17 protein-coding genes are annotated in these 20,489 nt (G+C 44.7%); 14 read left to right on the top strand and 3 right to left on the bottom strand.

Translation table 11 applies throughout. The annotated features are described in order from the left end of the window. The first annotated feature begins 126 nt into the window (after nucleotides 1-126). Nucleotides 127-624 carry a hypothetical protein gene (locus ACRAD_RS01485; protein WP_005023114.1) on the top strand — a complete coding sequence of 166 codons (498 nt, stop codon included), beginning with the start codon at nucleotides 127-129 and terminating at the stop codon, nucleotides 622-624. Nucleotides 625-665: 41 nt separating this feature from the next. Here ACRAD_RS01485 and pap read toward each other — a convergent pair whose 3' ends face one another. Continuing rightward, on the bottom strand, nucleotides 666-2,087 hold the full coding sequence (gene pap / locus ACRAD_RS01480) for a polyphosphate:AMP phosphotransferase (protein ID WP_005023111.1): 1,422 nt from the start codon (nucleotides 2,085-2,087) through the stop codon (nucleotides 666-668). A gap of 212 nt (nucleotides 2,088-2,299) precedes the next feature. Between pap and ACRAD_RS01475 the strand changes: the two genes are divergently transcribed. From ACRAD_RS01475 to ACRAD_RS01415, 13 genes are all read left to right on the top strand, one after another. Next, nucleotides 2,300-3,007: an FFLEELY motif protein gene (locus tag ACRAD_RS01475; RefSeq protein WP_005023108.1), complete on the top strand. Its 708-nt coding sequence runs from the start codon at nucleotides 2,300-2,302 to the stop codon at nucleotides 3,005-3,007. A gap of 153 nt (nucleotides 3,008-3,160) precedes the next feature. After that, nucleotides 3,161-4,105, top strand: coding sequence for a bifunctional demethylmenaquinone methyltransferase/2-methoxy-6-polyprenyl-1,4-benzoquinol methylase UbiE (ubiE, locus tag ACRAD_RS01470; RefSeq protein ID WP_005023106.1), 945 nt, complete (start codon nucleotides 3,161-3,163; stop codon nucleotides 4,103-4,105). 13 nt (nucleotides 4,106-4,118) lie between these two features. After that, a complete protein-coding gene (locus ACRAD_RS01465; RefSeq protein ID WP_005023103.1) occupies nucleotides 4,119-4,793 on the top strand; it encodes a ubiquinone biosynthesis accessory factor UbiJ in 675 nt (224 codons plus the stop codon). A gap of 12 nt (nucleotides 4,794-4,805) precedes the next feature. Further along, the gene (locus tag ACRAD_RS01460) at nucleotides 4,806-6,425 is read left to right on the top strand and encodes an ABC1 kinase family protein (protein WP_005023100.1); all 1,620 of its coding nucleotides are present in this window, start codon (nucleotides 4,806-4,808) and stop codon (nucleotides 6,423-6,425) included. Nucleotides 6,426-6,607: 182 nt separating this feature from the next. Continuing rightward, nucleotides 6,608-7,390 carry a bifunctional phosphoribosyl-AMP cyclohydrolase/phosphoribosyl-ATP diphosphatase HisIE gene (hisIE, locus tag ACRAD_RS01455; RefSeq protein WP_005023099.1) on the top strand — a complete coding sequence of 261 codons (783 nt, stop codon included), beginning with the start codon at nucleotides 6,608-6,610 and terminating at the stop codon, nucleotides 7,388-7,390. An 8-nt stretch (nucleotides 7,391-7,398) separates the two neighbouring features. Continuing rightward, on the top strand, nucleotides 7,399-8,901 hold the full coding sequence (locus ACRAD_RS01450; RefSeq protein ID WP_005023095.1) for a UvrD-helicase domain-containing protein: 1,503 nt from the start codon (nucleotides 7,399-7,401) through the stop codon (nucleotides 8,899-8,901). A gap of 16 nt (nucleotides 8,902-8,917) precedes the next feature. Then, nucleotides 8,918-10,270 (top strand): ATP-binding protein, encoded by a 1,353-nt coding sequence (locus ACRAD_RS01445; protein WP_005023092.1) that lies wholly within the window; start codon nucleotides 8,918-8,920, stop codon nucleotides 10,268-10,270. 332 nt (nucleotides 10,271-10,602) lie between these two features. Further along, nucleotides 10,603-13,440 carry a monovalent cation/H+ antiporter subunit A gene (locus ACRAD_RS01440; RefSeq protein ID WP_005023090.1) on the top strand — a complete coding sequence of 946 codons (2,838 nt, stop codon included), beginning with the start codon at nucleotides 10,603-10,605 and terminating at the stop codon, nucleotides 13,438-13,440. A gap of 6 nt (nucleotides 13,441-13,446) precedes the next feature. Continuing rightward, nucleotides 13,447-13,815 (top strand): Na+/H+ antiporter subunit C, encoded by a 369-nt coding sequence (locus ACRAD_RS01435; RefSeq protein ID WP_005016960.1) that lies wholly within the window; start codon nucleotides 13,447-13,449, stop codon nucleotides 13,813-13,815. Beyond that, complete coding sequence (locus ACRAD_RS01430) at nucleotides 13,815-15,623, top strand: monovalent cation/H+ antiporter subunit D (protein ID WP_005023088.1); 1,809 nt, start codon at nucleotides 13,815-13,817, stop codon at nucleotides 15,621-15,623. The genes ACRAD_RS01435 and ACRAD_RS01430 overlap by 1 nt, the downstream gene beginning before the upstream one ends. A gap of 3 nt (nucleotides 15,624-15,626) precedes the next feature. Further along, the gene (locus ACRAD_RS01425; RefSeq protein WP_005023086.1) at nucleotides 15,627-16,166 is read left to right on the top strand and encodes a Na+/H+ antiporter subunit E; all 540 of its coding nucleotides are present in this window, start codon (nucleotides 15,627-15,629) and stop codon (nucleotides 16,164-16,166) included. Continuing rightward, on the top strand, nucleotides 16,163-16,435 hold the full coding sequence (locus ACRAD_RS01420) for a monovalent cation/H+ antiporter subunit F (RefSeq protein ID WP_005016968.1): 273 nt from the start codon (nucleotides 16,163-16,165) through the stop codon (nucleotides 16,433-16,435). The genes ACRAD_RS01425 and ACRAD_RS01420 overlap by 4 nt, the downstream gene beginning before the upstream one ends. Before the next feature lie 9 nt (nucleotides 16,436-16,444). After that, complete coding sequence (locus ACRAD_RS01415; RefSeq protein ID WP_005016970.1) at nucleotides 16,445-16,864, top strand: Na+/H+ antiporter subunit G; 420 nt, start codon at nucleotides 16,445-16,447, stop codon at nucleotides 16,862-16,864. A gap of 497 nt (nucleotides 16,865-17,361) precedes the next feature. Here the strand turns inward: ACRAD_RS01415 and ACRAD_RS01410 are convergent, their stop codons facing one another. Beyond that, nucleotides 17,362-17,760, bottom strand: a complete 399-nt coding sequence (locus ACRAD_RS01410; protein ID WP_005016973.1) for a ribosome-binding factor A — start codon at nucleotides 17,758-17,760, stop codon at nucleotides 17,362-17,364. Next, nucleotides 17,760-20,486, bottom strand: a complete 2,727-nt coding sequence (gene infB / locus ACRAD_RS01405) for a translation initiation factor IF-2 (RefSeq protein WP_005023082.1) — start codon at nucleotides 20,484-20,486, stop codon at nucleotides 17,760-17,762. Before infB ends, ACRAD_RS01410 begins: the two co-directional genes overlap by 1 nt. Between the last annotated feature and the right edge of the window lie 3 nt (nucleotides 20,487-20,489).

Here is a 20,489-nt window from a genome sequence, read left to right as displayed (position 1 = left end):
ACTGTACAACATCTGCTGGCCATGTCACTTTTACATCATCCATAGGTACAAAATTTCTTTGAAATACGTATCTTAATAGTGATTCAATTGGAAAATTAACACTTCACTGAATAAGGTATTCATATAATGAAAATAGACAAGATTCCTGATGCCATTGATCCTACCCTGAATTTAGAACAGATTCGTCAAGAATGTCTGGAACTGGTCAAAAAACGTGCTTACGTATCCGCCGGGGCGGCCGTAATTCCAATTCCTTTTTTTGATGTCGTGATTGACATCGGTATTTTATCGCAATTATTGCCGGAAATTAACCATCGTTTTGGTCTGACCCCTGACCAGATCAGTGTGTATGACGCAAAAACCAAACAAATTCATTGGAATGAGCTGCGTAAACGTGGCGTAGAATTTTCTGGCTTGGTAGTTGCCCGTACTGCGGCAAAGCAGTCATTAAATGGAATGGTCGGTAAAGTATTGACTAAACAGGTGACCAAATTTATTCCGCTCGGTGGTCAGATTGTTGCAGCAAGTCTGGGTTATATTATCATGAAGAAGATAGCCGAAGCCCATGTTGAGGAAAGCTATAAAATGGCTAGAAATATTCAGCAGAAAATGCAAAAAGCTTAAAAATGATCTCTATAACTCAATATTAAAAAACTACAGGCTGACTAATCAGCCTGTAGTTTTTTCAGAATGCCTTCGAGTACCTGTATACGAGCGGCTTCTTTATTATTCGTCGCAATTACCTGCCAAGGCGCCCATGCAGGACTGGTCCGCTCAAACATGTCAGCAGCAGCTTTTAAATATTCATCCCATTTTTCGCGGTTACGCCAGTCTTCATCTGTAATTTTAAAACGTTTATGTGGCGTATCGGCACGGGCCTGAAAGCGCTTGGCCTGCTCGTCCTTACTGATCGCCAGCCAGAATTTGATCACCAGAGTTTGACTGTCAGTTAGGTCTTTTTCAAAACGGTTAATCTCATCGTAGGCTCGTTGCCACTCTGCCGGTTTGGCAAAACCTTCTATACGCTCGACCAGTACCCGGCCATACCAGGAGCGGTCAAAAATCATGATATCTTCATGTTCATCCAGCTTGTTCCAAAAGCGCCATAAGTAGGGACGGCGCAGCTCGTATTTTTCCGGGGCAGCAATGCTATAAATTGTATATTCACGTGGATCCAGCTTTTTAACAATCCGTTTAATGGCTCCCCCTTTACCAGCTGCATCCATGCCTTCAAAAACGATTACCACCTGACGTTCATCATGACGTAGTGCCGTTGCAACCTGACGACTTAATTCCTTTAAACGACTCTTATACTCATTTTCTGCCAGTTCTTCATTTTGGGGCTCCAGCAATAGTTGCGGAACAGCTGCCTGTTTCCAGTTAGCTGCTCCATTGTCCTGATGGACTGGCAGGCGTTGCATGGCTTCTAATATAGATTGCGCAAACTGCTGGTCACGGATTTTTTCATCCTCTCCATCAATGATCAGCCAGTCATCAGTAAAACGCTGACGTAACTTTTGCAGAGTTTCATACTGTTTTTTATTGCGCCAGTCCAGCCCATGCAGGCGGTGCCAGTGCAATTCTGAAGCATCGATATTGTCCAGACGCTTTTGCAGATTTTTCCAGGGCAGATCAAACCAGACTTTAACAACCTCGACATGATTATTCTGGAGGTCCTGCTCAAAGGCACGCATATTTTCGATATAACTGTCATACATGCCTTGGTCAAGCGGTTCAGAAACATGCATAGCTGTTGCCAGCAGGTCGCTGTACCAGTTCCCGAACATCACCACAATCTGCCCTTCTGCAGGTATGAAACGACTATATGGCTGCCAGAAAGCCAGCTTGGGGGTCAATAGATGTGGAGGATCAGCCTTGACCTGCAGATAACGTGGATCCACCCATTCACGAAGCTGCTTGACTGCCTCGCCCTTGCCAGCCAGCTCAATGCCACTTACCAAAATGACCAGACTTTTAGCCTGCGGTGTTCCCCGGCTTTCCCGCAGGGCATACTGGGCATCGATCAGGGCAAGTGATAACTCATCTTCATTCATCAGTTTAAAAGATCTTTTTTCTTGTCCGGCCATGCGTGCCTCATCATTTCTGTTTTGTTCAATATACTGTGATTTACACTAGCGCCCTGAAACTTAATGTATTATTTGTTTCACTTTATTTAGCGCATCTTTTATAGATTGACTGACTATTTTTTAATAAGTCCAGAATAATGTTGTCATAGCACCTGATTTAAACTCTGGCTATGCTTTTCTTTTTTTATATTTAAACTGGGTTGTGTTATCTCATGTCTAAACTCGACGCCCTTGACCAGCTTTTAAAACAATATAATGACTTAAGCTATCATCAGGATCCTGCTTTAAAAAAACGTTTATACGAGGCTCAAGCCTGGCTTAAAGCCCGAATCCAATCTACGCATCAGGGACTTTTTAGTCAGCCACAAAACCAGCTGATGGCTACATATTTTCTAAATCGTCTATATGGCGGACCAGAATTTGATGATCTGGCTAAACAGATTGAACGCTTACTCAAGTATGCACATAAAGCAGAGAAGCTATTGCCTGAAAATGCCATCAGAACCGGATTGAAATCCGTCAGTCTGGCAGTATTGGCAATGCAGCTTGATGAACAGGTGGCTGCACAGCTTCTTGAAGACTACCCGGCTGAGGAGCCTATTAATGATGAAATGATGCGTCTGACATTAATCAAATTAAATCAGTCAGATGCGCGTTACCATCAACTTGATTTACTTGATGAACTGGGGCTAAATCTTGATAAATACATGCGTTCTTTTGTTATGCATACTGCATTCAAAATGTGTAAAGGCGTAGCGCAAAAATACCAGTTCCAGCTGATGTACGATTTTATTGGGGAGGGGTTTATGGCTATGAAACCCATGAAATCAGCTGCTGCTTTCATTCATAGTTTCACCGAGAAAGAACGGCAAATCATCGACAATGTTCATTCAGGCAAGGCAGATCCGTTTAAAATATAATCTGTGCTAGAAACCGGATAAAAGATAACTCAACAGATGTTTTCTGTATATTATTCCGAGCAATTACAAGATGAACGCTGTAAAAATGGCAAGAATCTGTCATCATGCAATCTACTGCAAGATTTATTATTTCTGTGTTCAGGAGTGACTCGTATGTCTAATGAAAACCCTACATCCAGCCCAGCCACTGAGTCGGTATCCAATACAGAGAAAGTCAGTCCGTTCTTAACCGAGCCTTTACCGCAAGGTGCACCTCAAGGCCAGCAGCAATCCCTACAACAACAGCTGACTGATACTTCAACCAATACCCAGGTACCTAAATATAACCTGCCACGTGGTGCCAACACCGGCAACGTAGGTGAAGTGACTCACTTTGGCTATAAAAGTGTACGTGCTGAAGACAAGGCACAAAAGGTTGCAGAAGTATTTCATTCGGTCGCCAGCAAATATGATGTCATGAATGACTTGATGTCTTTCGGCATTCATCGCTTGTGGAAGCGTTTTGCAATTAACATGTCAGGTGTGCGTCGCGGCCAGCATGTACTAGATATTGCAGGCGGCACAGGTGATCTGGCTAAAGTTTTTAGCCGTGAAGTTGGCCCTACCGGTCATGTTGTTCTGTCTGATATCAATGAATCCATGCTCAATGTTGGACGTGACCGTCTGCTAGATGCGGGTTGTACTAATGTCGATTTTGTACTCGCTAATGCTGAAACACTGGAACCATTTGCAGATAACAGTTTTGACCTGCTGACTATCAGTTTTGGCCTGCGTAATGTGACAGATAAAGATGCAGCGCTACAAGCCATGTACCGTGTACTTAAACCGGGCGGCCGCCTGCTGGTTCTGGAATTTTCTAAACCGGTATTTGAGCCTTTTTCAAAACTCTACGACCTATATTCATTCACTGCCCTGCCGCTTATGGGCAAACTGGTTGCAAATGATTCTGAAAGCTATAAATATCTTGCTGAATCCATTCGTATGCACCCGGACCAGCGTACACTTAAAACAATGATGGAAAATGCCGGATTCCAAAACTGTGATTACCACAACCTGACGGGTGGTATTGTTGCGGTACACCGTGGATTTAAACTTTAAAAGGTAGAACGGTATGTGGTCGATTTTAGCACTGGGTGCTATCGAGCGTGTCATTCATCACTGGATTGAGCTGGATTCACTGACACGTATTCAGCTTAACCAGCTACAAGGCAAAATGCTAAGGGTTGTAATTGCTTCACCGCAGCTGTCTGTAGATATCTGCTTCGATGAAGATGAGGTGCGGCTGGAACCAACTATTACCGGGCATCCGGAGCAGTCTTCTGTTTTTGAACAGCGTCCTTTTGATCCAGAACATGCTTTTAGTGAAGCGACAGCAACCTTAAAGGTTGAAAATATAGTTGAACTGGCTAAACTTTTTCTGGCAGAAGAGATCGGTAATATTCCGGTACAAGGTGATTATCGCTTGCTACAGGAGTTACAGCGTATTATTCAGCAGGCCGAGCCTGATCTGGCAGCACATCTTTCCCCATGGATAGGTCCGGCCTTGGCACATGAGCTCGGCAAACTCCAGCTTGCACCTAAAATTTTAAAGCGTTCAATGCAAAGCCACTTCTTTTTTGCCGAAGATGCACTCAAAGAAGATAGCGGGCTATTTGCAGGCCGCTGGGAAATGGATGAGCTACATCACTCTACCCGGCAACTTAACCAGAATATTGACCGTCTAGAAGCACGTCTTCAGCAGCTTCAAGCTCAGCTTTTGTCTCAATCAGTCCAAAAACAAGACTAGGTAACACTCTCTATGATTCCGCACGTTACACGTTTACTCGAACTCTGGCGTATCGCAGCCCATTACAGACTCGACACCCTGGTTCCCGCGGAAGAAATACCTGTCAAAGCCCGTCCTATACTAAATTTAATCCGCCTGCATCCGGCTGCATGGTCGAGTAAAGAACGTAAAAACCCGCTCAAGCTAAAAGAAGCCCTAGAAGACATGGGGCCATTAGCAATCAAGCTGGGACAACTGCTTTCTACCCGTCGCGACCTGATACCACCCGAGATTCTGGCACAGCTGGTGCTGTTGCAGGACAGAGTCAAGCCTTTTCCAGTTGAGGTGGCTAAATCAAGAATCCAGCAATCCCTGAGAGCTGATATATATACCCTGTTTGCGCGTTTTGACGAGCAGCCGCTGGCTGCTGCTTCAATTGCCCAGGTACATACAGCTGCCTTGCATGATGGCCGTGAAGTGGTCGTTAAAGTAACCCGGCCCGATATCCGAGTGCAGATTTTACAGGATTTTGAAATTTTGGCCTGGCTGGGCCATTGGCTGGAAAGCCGGATTGAAGCAGCACGTGCCCTGCATTTATCTGAAATCATCCAGGATTATCGCCAGATTATCCTGAACGAACTCGACCTTACTCTGGAAGCTGATAATACGCGTCGTATGCGTCATTATTTTACTGGCTCTAGCATGATGTATGTGCCGGAAGTCTATATGGACAGTCCGGATGTAATGGTTGCAGAGCGTATTACGGGAGTTCCAATCTCAGATACGGCCACCTTTGACCGTATGGGGATGGACCGGGCCGATCTGGCTGAAAAGGGATTAACCATTTTCTTTACCCAGGTATTCCGTGACAACTTTTTCCATGCTGACATGCATCCGGGCAATGTCTTTGTGGAAACTATCAACCCGCAGAATCCACGCTTTATCGCACTGGACTGCGCGATTATGGGTGAACTCTCCAAACATGACCAGATGACTGTCGCACGAATGCTGCTGGCCGTGATGAACAGTAATTTTATGCAGCTGATCCAGATTGTGCATCAGGCGGGCTGGATCCCTCCAGGTACGGACCAGGATGCGTTGGCTCGTGAAATGCGCCGTACTGTCGGGCCAATGGTTTCCAAGCCAATGGATCAACTGGACTTTGCTGGTATTCTTATTCAGGTGATGGACATTGCCCGCAGGTTTCATCTGGAAATTCCACCACAACTGATGCTTTTGCTTAAAACATTAGTTCACGTGGAGGGTTTGGGTACTGACCTGTATCCACAGCTGGATATCTGGAAACTGGCCAAACCCATCCTGACCGACTGGATCAAGGCAAATATGCATCCCGTTAAGAATATTAAGGAAATAGGTCAACAAATTCCAGACCTGCTACTGGGTGCACAAGATTTACCAAGCTTATTGATTGACAGTCTTAATGGACTAAAAAACCAGTCATCCTGGCATGAAAAGCAACTGCGTGAGTTACAGGGTATGCGTCTGCAAATGAAACACCAGCAGCGACGTAGCTGGATTTTCGGCAGCCTCATAGCTATTTTTCTCAGTATAGCCATCATTGCGCCATGGTATTTGTCGGTTTTGCTTATTGCGTTTGCTAGCTTCTTAGCTTTATGGCGGGTAGTAAAATAATTTTAAATCAGTTTTAGTTTTTCTTGACTGACGCCATAGGATCAAATATTCATGGCGTCTAATCCTGTCGTTTTTTTCTTGGATAACGTTCTTATCTTCCGTGCTTTGCCGTACACTATAGCCTCATAAAAATTCCTGCCGGTCTTTTCACCGGTTCCATCTTTTATTGCGGTGATGTATTCATGAATAATTTGCAGTGGCTCGATGAAGTAAAATTTAACGATCAAGGTTTAGTACCTGCTATTGCACAGCATCATCAGACTGGCCGTATTTTGATGGTGGCATGGATGAATCGCGAAGCTCTGGCACTTACTGCTGAAAAAATGCAGGCTGTGTACTACTCACGTTCACGTCAGAAACTCTGGCATAAAGGTGAAGAGTCTGGATATTTTCAGACTGTATATGAAATCCGTCTGGACTGCGATGCTGATGTGATTGTTTTGCAGATTGAACAGCATGGGGGAATTGCCTGCCATACTGGACGTGAATCCTGTTTCTATCGAAAACTTACAGCCAATGGCTGGGAAATTGTAGATACCCAGCTCAAAGATCCAGAGCAGATTTATAATAAGAAAACACAGAATACACATACAGCAGTGATGTCTGCATCAAATGCTAAATCCGAACAGGTAGAGATTTTATCTTATCTGGGTGGGATGATGCGTGAGCGTAAAGCAGCTGATCCTGACTCATCTTATGTCGCCAAACTCTACCATAAAGGTTTAAATAAAATTCTGGAAAAAGTTGGTGAAGAAAGTGTAGAAACCCTGCTTGCAGCAAAAGATTTCGCTGCATTAAACAACCAGGACAATCGCAATGATCTGGTCTATGAGACAGCAGATCTCTGGTTCCATACTATTTTAATGCTCGGTTATTTTGATCTGGAGCCGCAACTGGTACTCAATGAACTGGCACGTCGCCAGGGTTTATCCGGACTGGTTGAAAAAGCCAGCCGCCAACATTAAGGCGTTTTGTGTCTATTCAAGAAAAACCTCAAGCCACTTATGAGCAGGCTGTCGCCATAGACAATGCCCGTCTTGGCCAATCCTTTAAAGTGATTGCCTATGCAGGAACAGGTAAAACCACAACCTTACAGATGATCAGCGATGCCATGCCACAAAGGCGTGGCATGTATCTGGCTTTTAACAAGGCAATTGCCGCTGAAGCACAGCAAAAATTTCACCGTAATGTCGACTGCCGTACTTTTCACTCGCTGGCTTTTCGTAGCGTACCGCGTGGTGTGACGGATAAACTGCGTCTACCACGTTTGAGTCCCAGTTTTATTGCTAAAGAATACCGGCTACAGCCTATTACATTACGTCGTTTAATGGGCGGACGCTATGAGAAGTATGTACTCATGCCCAGCCGTCTGGCGAGTCTGGTTGCCAATGCAGTCAGCTTTTTCTGTTCAACCAGTTCGCAATATCCGGCACCACGACATATTCAGGCTCCAAGCTGGTTACATGCAGATGATATTATTACTCTACAGCAACATCTGTATCCTGCGGTAGAACGGCGCTGGTTAGAATCAATTGATCCCAATCATCAAGCAGGTATCGGGCATGATATTTACCTGAAGCTTTGGGCCTTGTCTGAGCCGTATATTCCAGCTGACTATGTCCTCTTTGATGAAGCTCAGGATGCTGATCCGCTGATGCTTGGAATTTTACTTAAACAGAAAAGTACCCAGGTTATTTATGTGGGAGATGCCCATCAGCAAATTTATGCCTGGCGCGGGGCTATTAACGCCATGCAGCAGCTTCCCTTGCCAGAATCCCGTCTTACCACCTCATTCCGTTTTGGAAACGAGATCGCACAGGTAGCGAACTATCTGCTGGGTGCATTAGATGAAACTGTGCCCCTTCTTGGAAACCCTGAGCTAAAGTCGAGCGTAGTTAACAAGCCTCATATTAAAATGCGGGATGCTATCTTATGCCGGACCAATGCCCGGGCGATGGAGCTGCTATTGGCCGGTTTAGTACATGGAGATAAAGTCAGTTTACAGGCTGACCATCTTAAACTGAATCGTTTTGTCGATGCAGCCAGCCTGCTTAAACAGGGCAAGCGAGTTACCGATGTGCCTGAACTGGCTTGGTTTAATTCTTGGCATGATGTTCACGAATATTGCGAAACTAATGAAGGAAGTGATATTAAACCGCTGGTCAAACTGGTGGATGATCATGGTACGGATCCACTCAAGAGGGCACTAGCCAAAATTACCCCGATTGAGCAGGCCGATTATGTAATTTCAACTGCACATAAGGCAAAAGGACTGGAGTGGAACCGTGTCCATATTGAAGATGATTACCAGTTTAAAATAAATGGACTGGAACATAAAATCAGTGATGAAGAGCTAAGATTACTATACGTCGCATGTACACGTGCTAAAGTGAGCTTAAATATTCATCATATCTATGACCTGATCCAGCAGCTCAAGCTCAAGGCTCCTCAAAGTTTGCGCCGCTCCGTGGGTTAACTTATGCCGGGGGCATATGAAGCTCAAGTCTGTCCGTTTAAAACATATCAGCCATTTTACTGACCTACAGCTGGAACTTGATGAGCAGCCACTGACATTGATCATTGGTGATCAGGCTTCTGGCAAAACATCAATCCTTAAAAATATCTATCAGGCACTGACCTGGTTTCCTGCACGTTTAAAAGATCTCAGAACTGCAGGCGTAGTTATTCAGGACCAAGATATCATGCATAACCGGCTGCAGGCCAAAGTCGATATACAGGTGAGTATACCTGCCGAAATTGGTAACCTAGCTGAAAGTAGTAATGTTCAAGCCACAAGCTCGTCTCTGTGTTCATGGCAATTGTATAAAACTCTTAATACTCAAGGCACAGGTATCAGCAAAGTTGAAACTGTGCAGCTTGAACAGATGGTTATGCTGTACCAGCAGGCGATCAGACAGGATCCAATGCTGGGTTTACCGCTAATTGCCTATTACCCGGCAGAGCGCTTTACCAATGAAACCAATTTGCTGAGCAAAAATATTCCGACCATTTTTCAAGCGGCTTCAGCATACGATCTGGTATCAGTACCCTTCACCACTTTTATACGCTTTTTCGAATGGTTACGTGAAGTCAGTGATGTTGAAAATGCCCGGACTACCCAGCTTTTTCATGAGCTGCTCAAGCAACATCATGCATCCACTATAGAGTTCCAGCATGGACTCTCCCAGCTTCAGACACAGCTCTATGCCCCTTGTCTCAGTGCTTTAAAACATAGCCTTCAGACAGTCTTACCAGAATTAACCGAGATTTATCTGGAGTATCAGCCCAAATTACAGCTGATGGTCGTCTATGCAGGAAAAACGTTGATGTTCCAGCAGCTCTCCAGCACTTTAAAAACCTGGGTTGCCCTAGTCGGAGATATAGTACGCCGCCTTTGTTTATTAAACCCGCTAAGTCTATATCCATGTCTTGAAGGAGAAGGTATTTTGCTGATTGACAATATAGATGCACATTTAGATTTGCAAAGCTCGCACTACATACTTGAAGGTTTGAAGCAGGCTTTTCCAAGGCTACAAATTATTGCTACTGCCAGCCAGAGTGAGCTGCTGGAGACCAATCCCTTATACGCGCTGCGTTTAGACAACAGGCAATTATATAAAAAGCCAGAAAGTACCACCTGGACTGGCTTCACTACTCTCTATCAGGACTTAGAGGGACAAGAAACATTACCTGATTCAGCAAATACAAATGAGGCAGCGTGCTCGGCTTTGCCCCAGATTGTTGAGCTGATTAAGCAACTTTCAGCTACAGAATACGAAGAGCTTTTACGTTTGATAAAAAACGGTTCCTATTCACTTCCTATATCTGATGCTGATTTTAAATAAACCTGGTAATGAAACTATTAAACAGGCAATTGCCTTAGCAATATGAAAAAAATCTTGGGATCACGAATGAGTCGCGTATAATAAACAGGCGTAACACATAAGTCTTTGATGTTGTTATTTTCGTGTAATAAAATCAAATTTTACGTAATTTTTTATAGTAAGATTATTGATCGTTTTGCTATAGCATTTTACAAGTTGCGCAATACAACTTGTCCTTTTCTGATTTACATACAAGTTTCGGCTTTCAAGATTTAAAGCTTTGGATATCTCATTGATCTCCTATAAACCCTTGAAAGATAAGGTTCACCTTTAGGTCTCGACCTAATCATGACATGGATACGAGTGTGCTATCGATTATTATACTGCTCCCTTTAATACTTGGCACCACCCTTGTCTCGTGGCTGAAGAGATTCTCGCGCGGGGTAACAGCTTTAGGGGCGATTGGAGTCAGTTTAACCAGTTTTAGCTTATTACTGACTCACGCAAAAAGTATTTTAAATGGTCAGGTTTTTTCAGAAAGCTGGCCTTGGCTACCCGAATTGGGACTGAATCTGAGCTTGCGTCTTGACGCACTAGGGCTGATGTTTGCCTTGCTGATTACCGGTATCGGCACCTTAATTTATATTTATGCCTATTACTATCTTAGTCCTAAAAACTCCCTCAGCAAGCTCTACAGTCTACTCATGCTGTTCATGGCAGCCATGCTGGGCATCTCTTTATCTAATAACCTAATTCTTCTGGTGACCTTCTGGGAACTGACCAGTATTTCATCATTCCTGCTGGTCGGTTACTGGAGCAACTATGAAGCCGCCCAGCGTGGTTCACGTATTGCACTGACGATTACCGGTATGGGTGGACTGGCAATGCTCGGTGGTTTTGTTCTGCTTGGACATATTACTGGCACTTATGAAATTGACCAGATTTTAACTATGCGGGAGCAGATACAGAACCATTCTCTTTTTGTACCAGTCTTATTACTGGTTCTACTCGGTGCATTTACGAAAAGTGCCCAGTTTCCCTTTCATTTTTGGCTACCTAATGCCATGGCAGCACCTACCCCAGTTTCGGCCTATTTACATTCGGCCACTATGGTGAAAGCTGGTATCTTTCTACTGGCCAGACTGGCACCCATTTTTGTGGGGGCTGCGCTTTATCATAATATTGTTACTTTTATTGGCCTGTTTACATTAACCATGGCAGCTTTTTTTGCCATTTTTAAAGAAGATCTAAAAGGTCTATTGGCCTACTCTACCATTAGCCATTTGGGACTGATTGTTTGCCTGTTAGGCATCGGCTCACCGCTGGCTGTTGCTGCTGCTATTTTCCATATTATTAACCATGCAACGTTCAAAGCTGCATTGTTCATGATTGCTGGAATTATTGATCATGAATCAGGCACTCGTGATTTACGAAAATTAAGTGGTCTCTGGCAATTCCTGCCATTTACCGGCACCTTAACCATGATTACCGCTGCAGCAATGGCTGGTGTCCCCTTGACCAATGGTTTTCTGTCTAAGGAAATGTTCTTTACAGAGCTACTGGCTAATCTCTCAGGCCCAGTTGTAATAATTTTTGGCATCATGGCGACCTTAGCCGGAATATTTGCAGTTGCTTACTCTGTCCGGCTGGTTCATGGTGTGTTCTTCGATGGACCAATAAGTAAAGCGGTACCAAACCGCTCACCACATGAACCGCCATTTGGAATGCGGGCACCTGCGTTACTGCTGGCAATCTTATGTATTTTAGTAGGTATAGCTCCAGCCTTACTGGTTGAAGATATTATTAACTCAGTTACACGTGCCAGTTTAATGCAACCAGGATTTGAAGGTGCTCATTTGGCCATCTGGCATGGGTTCAACTTGCCACTGGTTATGAGTATCATCGCTCTGGCCGCCGGTGCAGGGCTATACTTTGGCCTGGCTAAAAATGGTCGTATCCGCTCAATTGATCTGGACCCGAAACTTGGAAAATTACAAGGCCGGGTACTGTTTGATCTTTTTCTAAAATACCTATTAATCAACTCACGTCGACTTAAACGCAAGACTGAGTCTGGGTCATTACAAAATTATCTGCTCTGGATCATCTTATTCAGTATCGCACTGGTGATGACCCCTTTATTTAATCAGGGCTTGACTACTGGAGCACGCGAACTTACTCATGCACCTGCTATTGCTATCGTTTTATGGCTATTACTGTTCTCATCCTGCTGGATGATGCTGTGGTTTCATCATGAGCGTATCAAGGCAGTCCTTATCAGCGGTGCTATTGGCTTAGTCGTCACCATGGTGTTTGTGGGACTTTCGGCACCTGATTTGGCATTAACCCAGATTACAGTCGATGTAGTGACCACCGTACTTTTACTGATGGGGCTGGGTTTACTGCCTCAGCTTACACCATACGAATCAAGCCGGACACGGCGCTGGCGTGATGCTGTGATTGCCATTGTAGCGGGCTTGGGTATTGGCTGGATTACCTGGTTATTATTAACCCGTGACCATGAATCTATTTCATGGTTTTTCCTCCAGCAGTCGCTGCCGCTTGGAGGCGGATCAAACGTAGTGAATGTCATCCTGGTTGATTTCCGTGGCTTCGATACCTTTGGTGAAATTACCGTTCTGGGTATTGCGGCAATTGGTGTGCTCTGTCTGATGGATGGTATGCGGGCACATGGCACCACCATGACTCAAGGCCTGACCTTCCGGTTTAATCCTTCACCGTTGATGTTGCGCTCTACGGCGTCTTGGGTATTGCCTCTTGCCCTGGTGGTAAGTCTGTATATCTTCTTACGCGGTCATAATTATCCAGGAGGTGGTTTTATTGCCGGGCTGATTACTGCAATGGCCTTAATTATTCAATACATAGCCTTGGGTCAGGACCAGACTGAACAGATGCTTAAAGTCCGTTCCGGGCGCCTCTACGAAGTCTGGATTGGTGTGGGCCTATTAATTGCAGGTCTGACTGGTATTGCTGCCTGGTTCTGGGCACGGCCATTTCTTACCAGTGCTCACATTTATATTTCTCCACCCGTTCTAGGTGAACTGCACTTAGCTTCTGCTGCGGCATTTGATGTAGGTGTATATGTAACTGTTGTCGGCGCTACCATGCTGATGATTTCTGTATTAGGCGACTCCAGACATTCCAGCATGTCAGGACCGATGCCAAGGGAGTAATTATCCATGATCAGTTTAGAATTCTTACTTGCCTCTGCGATTGGTCTACTGGTTGCTACAGGGGTCTATCTGTTATTAAGAGCGCGTACCTTTCCCGTGGTTTTAGGCCTGGCAGTTATTGGTTATGCCGTTAACATGTTTTTGTTTGCAACTGGCCGTATTCAGCTTAATGCCCCGGCAATTCTGTCACAGACTGTAAGAGTCACAGATCCATTGCCTCAGGCACTGGTATTGACAGCTATTGTGATCGGTTTCGCGACAACTGCTTTTATTGTACAGCTAGCTTTGCGTAGTCGCTATGAATCAGGAACTGACCATGTCGATGCTAAGGATGACCCGTCACCCAATCTTGATGCGCGCGGGGATGAGCCATAATGTCTGATTTCTTAAGTTTCTGGCATGCTCATACGCCAATTTTTAGTATTCTGATTCCGTTATTTACAGCAGTTCTCTTATTATTGTTGGGAAATCCGGGCTCAGGAGAGTTAGCGCAAGACTGGCGTCAGCCCTGGCGACGCGGTATCAGTTACTTTTCTGCACTTGCCGGGTTTGCTACAGCCATCAGCTATTTTATACAGGCCAGCCAAGGCAGCATTACTGTTTATAATTTAAGTGAATGGGCCGCGCCCTTTGGCATTATTCTGGTTCTTGACCAGTTATCTGCCATGATGCTAGTGCTTACCTATACCCTGGCGGTGCCTCTGCTCTGGTATGCCAGCAAGGACTGGGATACCCGTGGACGTTATTTTCATGCCATGGTTCACTTCTTGCTGATGGGGCTGTGCGGCGCATTTCTAACGGGTGACTTATTTAACCTGTTTGTATTCTTTGAAATACTGCTCATGGCCTCTTATGTACTGCTGCTACATGGTCAGGGGAAAGCACGTTTTCAGCTTGGGGTACATTATGTCACGATTAACCTGTTGGCTTCTGCCCTGTTCCTGATTGGACTTGGAATTATTTATGGCAGTGTAGGCAGTCTGAATATGGCTGATGTAGCGCGAATTGTACCTTCATTACCACCAGATCAGCATCAACTGGCAGTTGCGGGTAGCCTGCTTCTGTTTGCCGTATTTGCGATTAAGGCGGCGTTACTTCCGGTCGGATTCTGGCTGCCTAAAACCTATGCTGTAGCCACTACACCCGTTGCCGCATTATTTACCATCATGACCAAGGTAGGTATTTATGCCATCCTGAGGGTAAATGGCACTATTTTTGATGATTATTTTGCCCAGACTGCACTTAAAAGCTGGCTTCTACCACTTGCTATTATTACTGCTATTTATGGCACTATCGGAGCAATCGGTGCTGAACGCTTACGACGCTTCGTAGGCTTCATGATTGTATCTTCAATTGGTACTCTGCTGATTGCCATTTCGATGTTTAATACCGAAGCCTGGTCTGCGGCTCTTTATTACCTGGTGCACAGTACTCTGATTGGTGCTGCTTTTTATCTGCTGTGTGGCTGGATAACTTCGCAACGTGGCGAGTTTAAAGATCATCTGGATGTGTCACCAAAAATGAAACAGGACAAGACCATTGCTCTGGTTTACCTGATCATTGGTATGATGATGGCTGGCTTACCGCCATTTAGCGGCTTTTTTGGCAAGCTATTTATTTTACAGGCAACCGCTAATCATCCGCAGCAGGGAATTATTATTGCAAGCCTGCTGATTGTCAGCCTGCTCAGTATTATTGCTTTTGTCCGGGTCGGCTTCATCCTGTTCTGGCGAGCCACTACACCAGAAATGGACCCACGTGAAATTGCTTTCGAAGCGTATAAGGTTTTACCTGAAACAGCGCCGGTACGTAATGATAAAACCTTGTACCTGTTACTTCTGCTTCTGATCCTTTATGTGGTTTTTGCTGCACCGATCCAGCGCTATAACCATAATACGGCACTGCAGATTCAAAATGATCAGGCTTATGCAGATACGATTTTAAAACGTGGTCCGCTTAATCAGGTCATCAGTGTTAAACCTTACGATGCCAGTTATGTACCAGAAACAAAATATGGCGGCGAGAATAAAGACCGAAATGCCAATCTGATTCCATTTATGATCAGTGAAAATACACTAGAAGGTGGACACATCTCGGAATATAAATGGCGACAAATTCAGCAACAGCATAGTCTGGAACCTGCTGTTCCGGAAGATGCACAGCTTAAACCCATGGAGCCTTAATTAATGAAGAAATCCATGCATAAAATACCTGTTTTAGAGTGGTGTTTTCCACATCCCTTTGTTTCAATACTGGTAGGTTTAAGCTGGCTCATGCTGGCACATAGCAACGATGCCGCCAACCTGGCCATGGCAGTTTTACTGGGCATTGTTGTACCGAAACTGGTTCAGCCCTTTATTATTCGTACACCGGATATTCACTGGGGTATGGCCTTAAAACTGTTTTTTGTAGTGTTGTGGGACATTGTTACCGCCAATATCAAGGTAGCCATTTTAGTACTTGGCCCCTCTCGCAACCTTAAGCCAAAATGGTTTAGGGTACCGCTAGAGAGTGATCACGAACAGGTTAACAGCTTGCTGGCGATGATTATTACTACCACGCCTGGAACAGTCAGTGCGGGCATAGATCAGGAACGTGGTGATATTCTAGTCCATGCCTTAAGTGCCGAAAGTGAGGAGGAAGAAATTGAAACTATCAAGCAACGCTATGAAGCTCCTTTACTGATCATCTTTAATGTCGAGCCAGCTCAAGGAGAAATCGAATGATCTTACCTTATGCACTAGGAATCTGCCTGATCGCGATTATGGTCTCGATGTTAATGTGTCTCTACCGTCTGGTTACAGGCCCATCCATAGTTGATCGGCTACTTGCACTGGACACATTTTTCCTGAATGCCACCTGTCTGGTAGTTGTACTCGGAATTTACTGGATGAGCACTTCACTGTTCGAAGGAGCACTGCTGGTGGCCATGCTGGGTTTTGTTTCTACTGTTGCGCTTGCCCGTTACTTTACCAGTGGCCATGTAATCGACTAGGAGAACGAAATGCAAGAACAGTTCATTATGGAAATACTGGTTTCTTTTTTCCTGGTGGTTGGCTCATTTTTTATGGTGGTTGGGGGCATTGGCATGGTGCGTTTACCCGATTTATTTATGCGTCTGCATGCCCCGACCAAGTCCAGTACTTTGGGCTTAGGTAGCTTCTTGATTGCCAGTATCATCTTCTCGGCATTCCATGGCCGCTTTGGTTTTGCTGAGATTTTAATCACCTTGCTGGCTTTTATCACAGCACCTGTTTCCGCTAATTTGATGGCACAGGCTGCGCTCCATCTGCGTTTACGCTCTAGAAGTGGTGATGTACCGGAAGCACTGGACCGGCCTTTGCCTTGGGAAGGTTATCGACGCCGGGTAACCAAGCGGATTAGAGAGAGTCGAAGAGGAAGAAAAAACACCCCAGATTCTTGATGATTCTATTTCAGAATATTAAGGATCTGGCTGAATCATCAGGTCATGATCAAGGATGGTACTTGACCTGAGATCAGTTACTCACATATTAAATAGATTATTAGAATTTATAACCACATTCTGAGCTTTTAATTTCTAAGCATGTATTGCTAGATAAAGATTAAAATATTTATGGAATCAATCATTAAATAATTGATATAAAGTTTAGCCCAATAATTCAAGGGTTTAATTTATAAACTAAAATTTTCATTTCTGGCTTAACAGAAGCCACCTTTTATAGAATACGAGTAAAACCTGTAATAAAAGAACTTTTTTTAATTCTTCACGATGAAACCTTTTATTTTATATAAAATTATCAGTGATAAATATCAGGTCAGATTTTTACTCTAATAGCGTAATAAATAATTTAAATAAAATAAATTTTTCAATTAAAAAAAAGCGGACTTTAAAGCCCGCCTTTTTACCAAAAATTTTTTTAAAAGAATTCAGAATAAAAATTATTCTTCATCTTCTTTACGCTCAGGCAGGTCTTTCACTGCCTCAGCAATCAGCCCAAACATATAGTTGCCGTAGGCATTAGTCTTGTCATAATGGAAACGCAATCTTGGTGTAATGCGTGTCTTAATACGACGACTCAATTCCTGGCGCAGGAAACCTGAAGCCTTGTTTAGAACTTCAAGTGTCTGCTGATGTGCCTGTTCATTCTGGTCATCAGATAACTCACGACCCATAACTGTGACATACACATCGGCATAACCTAAATCTGGGCTCACTTTCACGGCCGAGATGGTCACTAGGCCACCCAGACGTGGATCTTTCAGCTCTTGGCGGATCAGCTCAGACAGCTCACGCTGTACACTGTCGCCCATACGCTTCAGACGTTGACTACCCGCCATTAAAGACTCCGTTTGATTTGCTGAACATCATAAACTTCGATTTTATCGAGTTCCTTGATGTCATTATAACCTTTAACTGCCAGACCACATTCGATACCCGCACGAACTTCGTTTACGTCATCTTTATAGCGGCGTAGAGATTCTAGTTCACCCTGGAATACTACAACGTCATCGCGCAGTACACGGATTGGTTTATTACGATAAATCGTACCTTCCATGACCATACAGCCGGCAGCAGCACCAAACTTGCTTGAACGGAATACTTCACGAACCTGAGCTACACCCAGAATCGTTTCACGATGTTCTGGAGCCAGCTTGCCGCTCATTGCATCTTTTACATCATCAATCAGTTGATAAATCACGCTATAGTAACGGATATCAATTCCATCAATGTCAGCTTTCTGACGTGCTGTGTTGTCTGCACGAACATTAAAGCCGAGTAGTACCGCTTCAGAAGATTCAGCCAGTGTCACGTCAGATTCAGTAATTGCACCTACACCTGAACCAATGATACGTACTTTTACTTCATCTGTAGCCAGATCGGCCAGCGCCACATGCAAGGCTTCTAAAGTACCTCGTACATCTGTCTTCAGTACCACGTTTACTACAGGCACATCTTTCTTACCCATAGACGCCATGATATTTTCCAGACGCATTGCACTTTGACGCTCAAGACGTTTTTGGCGTTCACGGTCCATACGGGCATCAGCAACTTCACGGGCTTTTTTCTCGTCATTCACCACAAGAACTTCATCACCCGCCATTGGCGCTTCTGGTAGACCCAGAATTTCTACCGGAATTGAAGGACCTGCAGATTTAATCCGTTTACCGTTTTCATCTGTCATGGCACGTACACGGCCATAAGATGCACCGGCAAGAACCAGATCACCGACATTAAGCGTACCATTTTGTACCAGGATCGAAGTAACTGCACCACGGCCCTTATCGACACGCGCTTCAATAACCACACCTTGCGCTGCACCTTCTTCAGAAGCTTTGAGCTCCATCAGCTCTGCCTGGATCTGGATCAAGTCAAGTAACTCATCAATCCCTTCACCACTATGTGCAGAAACTTTGGCAACTGGTACATCACCACCCCATTGTTCAGGCACGATTTCTTTAGCGGTTAATTCATTCAGTACGCGGTCTGGATCAGCCGATTCTTTGTCCATCTTGTTGATTGCAACAATAATCGGTGTTCCTGCAGCACGTGCATGATCAATTGCTTCTGCAGTTTGTGGCATGACACCATCATCTGCTGCAACGACCAGCACAACAATATCAGTCGCCTGTGCACCACGTGAACGCATTGCGGTAAAGGCAGCGTGTCCCGGAGTATCCAGAAAAGTGATAATTCCCTTGTCGGTTTTCACATGGTAAGCACCGATATGCTGGGTAATTCCACCTGCTTCACCGGCAGCCACTTTCGAGCGACGGATACGGTCAAGCAAAGATGTTTTACCATGGTCAACGTGACCCATAATTGTCACGACTGGAGGACGTGTAGTTTGAGCACCACGAGCCTCTTCAGCAGCTTCTAGCAGGTTATCTTCTGCCTGTGTATCAGAAACAAGTACCGGATTATGGCCCATTTCTTCTACAACCAGGGCAGCAATTTCCTGATCAATTGCCTGGTTCTGAGTTACCAGTTCACCCATTTTCATGAGTGACTTGATCACTTCACGTACTTTAACTGCCATTTTCTGTGCAAGATCAGCCACCACGATGGTTGAACCGATCTCAACATCATAAACCTGCTTTTTAACCGGTTTTTCAAAGCCATGTTTATTGGCCTGACTGGTTTTTAAACCACGTTTATGCTGATTCTGGTTAAATGACTGCTCTTCTTGACCACGACGACCACCTTTTTTCGGTGAACGTGTATTATTAGTATTGGTACCCCGCTTGATTTCACGGTCTTCTTTAGCAAATGAATCTTCATATGCCTGACCAACCAGACCTGCCGCGAGTGGAGAATCATCTACAACACGAATAGTTTTGGTGGCATCTTCATTTGAATATTTGGAAGCCATCTGGCGCATTTGTTCAAGCGTACGCTGTTGCGCCTCTTCAGCAGCCTTGCGACGCGCAGCTTCTTCAGCCGCTTTTAATTGTGCTGCCTGCTCTTCACGTGCTTTACGCTGCTCTGCAGTCTCGGTTGGCTTGACTACCGGCTTAACAATCGGCTTATTGGTTGAGCGTTTTTTCACCACAACTTCAGCTTTTTGCGGGCTTTTCGCAGTTTCCTGCTTAGCTGCTGCACGCATTGCTTCCAATGTTGCATTCGCTTTATTTTCACCACTAAGTTTTTGCCCGTCATTTTCCTGACGCGCTGCCTGTTCAGCTTTTTGACGTGCAATCATGTCAGCACGCGCCTGCTCTTGCGCATCAGCTTTAGCGCGCGCTTCAGCAGCAATCTGTTCAGGGTTCGGCTTAGTAAAAGTATGTTTTTTACGTACTTCTACATTAATCGTTTTCGCCTTACCTGAGGTACTGGCCACTTTAGCCGTACTAGTTGTTTTACGTTTCAACGTGATTTTTCCTACGCCACTATTCGCTTGCCCATGTACTTTTTTGAGATGACTCACTAGTACATCCTGCTGCTCGGTAGTAATAATATCTTCAGCTTGACGCTGTGGTAAGCCTGCATCGCGAACTTGCTCTAGGAGCTTTTCTACAGGACGACCTACGCTGAGCGCTAACTCTTGAATCGACTTGTCCGTCATATA

The organism is Acinetobacter radioresistens DSM 6976 = NBRC 102413 = CIP 103788 (assembly GCF_006757745.1).
In the GTDB taxonomy this organism is placed as follows: Bacteria; Pseudomonadota; Gammaproteobacteria; order Pseudomonadales; family Moraxellaceae; genus Acinetobacter; species Acinetobacter radioresistens.
This window is presented reverse-complemented; position numbering and strand designations above follow the sequence as displayed.

Bases quoted from the DNA above. Each gene is read 5' to 3' on its own strand.
- ACRAD_RS01485 (WP_005023114.1), top strand. From the start codon at position 127: ATGAAAATAGACAAGATTCCTGATGCCATTGATCCTACCCTGAATTTA.
- pap (WP_005023111.1), bottom strand. From the start codon at position 2,087: ATGGCCGGACAAGAAAAAAGATCTTTTAAACTGATGAATGAAGATGAG.
- ACRAD_RS01475 (WP_005023108.1), top strand. From the start codon at position 2,300: ATGTCTAAACTCGACGCCCTTGACCAGCTTTTAAAACAATATAATGAC.
- ubiE (WP_005023106.1), top strand. From the start codon at position 3,161: ATGTCTAATGAAAACCCTACATCCAGCCCAGCCACTGAGTCGGTATCC.
- ACRAD_RS01465 (WP_005023103.1), top strand. From the start codon at position 4,119: ATGTGGTCGATTTTAGCACTGGGTGCTATCGAGCGTGTCATTCATCAC.
- ACRAD_RS01460 (WP_005023100.1), top strand. From the start codon at position 4,806: ATGATTCCGCACGTTACACGTTTACTCGAACTCTGGCGTATCGCAGCC.
- hisIE (WP_005023099.1), top strand. From the start codon at position 6,608: ATGAATAATTTGCAGTGGCTCGATGAAGTAAAATTTAACGATCAAGGT.
- ACRAD_RS01445 (WP_005023092.1), top strand. From the start codon at position 8,918: ATGAAGCTCAAGTCTGTCCGTTTAAAACATATCAGCCATTTTACTGAC.
- ACRAD_RS01440 (WP_005023090.1), top strand. From the start codon at position 10,603: ATGGATACGAGTGTGCTATCGATTATTATACTGCTCCCTTTAATACTT.
- ACRAD_RS01435 (WP_005016960.1), top strand. From the start codon at position 13,447: ATGATCAGTTTAGAATTCTTACTTGCCTCTGCGATTGGTCTACTGGTT.
- ACRAD_RS01430 (WP_005023088.1), top strand. From the start codon at position 13,815: ATGTCTGATTTCTTAAGTTTCTGGCATGCTCATACGCCAATTTTTAGT.
- ACRAD_RS01425 (WP_005023086.1), top strand. From the start codon at position 15,627: ATGAAGAAATCCATGCATAAAATACCTGTTTTAGAGTGGTGTTTTCCA.
- ACRAD_RS01420 (WP_005016968.1), top strand. From the start codon at position 16,163: ATGATCTTACCTTATGCACTAGGAATCTGCCTGATCGCGATTATGGTC.
- ACRAD_RS01415 (WP_005016970.1), top strand. From the start codon at position 16,445: ATGCAAGAACAGTTCATTATGGAAATACTGGTTTCTTTTTTCCTGGTG.
- ACRAD_RS01410 (WP_005016973.1), bottom strand. From the start codon at position 17,760: ATGGCGGGTAGTCAACGTCTGAAGCGTATGGGCGACAGTGTACAGCGT.
- infB (WP_005023082.1), bottom strand. From the start codon at position 20,486: ATGACGGACAAGTCGATTCAAGAGTTAGCGCTCAGCGTAGGTCGTCCT.